Here is a 1,839-nt window from a genome sequence, read left to right on the forward strand (position 1 = left end):
GGCGAGTGATGCAGCGTGACGGCCAGGGCTGATTTCGTGACGGGGAGGCGCGCGGGACGTAACAATCCGCGGTCGCGCGGCCCGGAACTGAAACCGGAGGCTCAGAGGTCGCGCCGCGCCATGCGGTAGCGGATCGCCTCGCCCGTGGGCAGGATCGTCGCGCGCTCTTCCCCGGCCACGAACCCGAGGCGGGCATAGAAGGCGTAGGACGGCAGCGCCATGCTCAGGTGGACGGAGCAGAGGCCCCGCGCCCGCGCCTCCTCCGTCAACGCCGCGACGAGCGCCCGCCCGAGGCCCGCCCCCTGCCGCTCGGGCGCGACGAAAAGGCCGAGGATCTCCGCCCCGTCGAGCGTCCCGGTGGCGACCGGCGCTCCCGCCTCCTCGATCAGGAGCACATGGCCACGCGCCAGCCGCGCCTCGATGGCGGCGGAGTCATGGAAATCCTGGAAGAAGGCGATGGCCGCGGGGGCATAGTGGCCCCGGTAGCTCTCCGCGATGCTGCGGTGGATAAGCGCGCAAAGCGCGGGCACGTCGCCGCGCGTCGCGATCCTCGGTGTCCTGAGCATGGCTTCCATGGCCGGAGATTGATCGCGCGACGCTCGAAACGGCAAGCGGGAACCCGCGGCGTGTTGACAGTGCCGCCCCGAATCCGTAATGCCCGGGCTTCAACGGAGATACCCGGACCGTCGATCCGCCCGAGCGCGCGATCCGGCCCAGAGACCGACGGAGCGAGACAATGTCCAAACGCACGTTCCAGCCCTCGAACCTCGTGCGCAAGCGGCGCCACGGGTTCCGTGCGCGCATGGCGACCAAGGGCGGCCGCAAGGTCATCAATGCCCGCCGCGCCCGCGGCCGCAAGTCGCTGAGCGCCTGATCGCCTCACACGGCTCCGGTGCCATGGCACCCGAAACGCCTCCGCCGACCGACGCGTCGCCGGGGGCTTTTTCCGTTTCGACGCTGACGAAGCGCGCCGACTTCCTCCGCGCGGCGCAGGCCCGTAGGGTCGGCACGCCCGCCTTCCTGCTCCAGGCCCGCCAGCGGCGCGAGGACGAGGGCGCCGACGGCATCCGCGTCGGCTTCACCTGCTCGAAGAAGGTCGGCAATGCGGTCGCCCGCAACCGCGCCAAGCGCCGCCTGCGCGAGATCGCCCGGGCGGTCCTGCCGCTGGAAGGGCGGCCCGGCTGGGACTACGTTCTGATCGGACGGAAGGACGAGACGACGAGCCGCGACTTCGCCGCGATGAAGGCCGACCTCGTCCGCGCGCTGAGGAGCCTGCACCGATGAGCCCGCTTGCCTATGTCGTCTCGCTGCCGGTCCGGTTCTACCGGCTCGTCTTCAGCCCCTGGGTCGGCCATTCCTGCCGCTACCAGCCCACCTGCTCGGCCTACGCGATGGAGGCGCTCGAGAAGCACGGGGCGCTGCGCGGCGCGTGGCTCGCGGCGCGGCGGATCGCGCGCTGCCACCCCTGGGGCGGCAGCGGCGTGGACAACGTCCCGGACTAGATCTCCTCGATCACGCCGCAGGCGATGCGGTCGCCGGCGCTGGCCTCATCCTCGTAGGTGTCGGCATCGGCGTGGATCATCATGGCCGCGCCGTCCGCATCGAGGAGCGAAGCGGCATCGCCTTCGCGCAAGCTGATCCGGTCGGTGAAAAGCTCGACCGCGGCCTGGCCGTTCTCGCCGATCTCGACGTTCGGCAGGTCGCCCGCGTGCGGCCCGTCCGGATTGTCGAAGCCGTGGGCGTTGCCCTCCGGCGCGAAGTGGCCTCCCGCAGCCTCGAAATCGGGGCTGCACGCGCCGGCCTCGTGGATGTGGAAGGCATATTCGCCGGGTTCCATCT

At 71.2% G+C, this 1,839-nt stretch carries 5 protein-coding genes; 3 read left to right on the plus strand and 2 right to left on the minus strand.

Annotated elements, in window-relative coordinates; all coding sequences use genetic code 11:
• Nucleotides 1-101: 101 nt before the first annotated feature.
• Nucleotides 102-575, minus strand: coding sequence for a GNAT family N-acetyltransferase (locus ACTS11_RS11365; RefSeq protein ID WP_442640428.1), 474 nt, complete (start codon nucleotides 573-575; stop codon nucleotides 102-104).
• Between the two features lie 161 nt (nucleotides 576-736).
• On the opposite strand from ACTS11_RS11365, the gene rpmH reads away from it, so the two are divergent.
• The 3 genes from rpmH to yidD are packed head-to-tail and all read left to right on the plus strand — an operon-like array spanning nucleotide 737 to nucleotide 1,502.
• Complete coding sequence (gene rpmH, locus ACTS11_RS11370) at nucleotides 737-874, plus strand: 50S ribosomal protein L34 (protein WP_442640429.1); 138 nt, start codon at nucleotides 737-739, stop codon at nucleotides 872-874.
• 23 nt (nucleotides 875-897) lie between these two features.
• On the plus strand, nucleotides 898-1,284 hold the full coding sequence (gene rnpA, locus ACTS11_RS11375; RefSeq protein ID WP_442640430.1) for a ribonuclease P protein component: 387 nt from the start codon (nucleotides 898-900) through the stop codon (nucleotides 1,282-1,284).
• Complete coding sequence (yidD, locus tag ACTS11_RS11380; RefSeq protein ID WP_442640431.1) at nucleotides 1,281-1,502, plus strand: membrane protein insertion efficiency factor YidD; 222 nt, start codon at nucleotides 1,281-1,283, stop codon at nucleotides 1,500-1,502. Before rnpA ends, yidD begins: the two co-directional genes overlap by 4 nt.
• On the opposite strand, the gene ACTS11_RS11385 is transcribed toward yidD, so the two are convergent.
• Nucleotides 1,499-1,839, minus strand: a 341-nt coding sequence (locus ACTS11_RS11385; RefSeq protein ID WP_442640432.1) for a superoxide dismutase family protein, incomplete at its 5' end; no start/stop codon positions are given. The two genes, yidD and ACTS11_RS11385, sit on opposite strands and share 4 nt — an antisense overlap.

Source organism: Roseicyclus sp., assembly GCF_052168335.1.
GTDB lineage: Bacteria > Pseudomonadota > Alphaproteobacteria > Rhodobacterales > Rhodobacteraceae > Roseibacterium.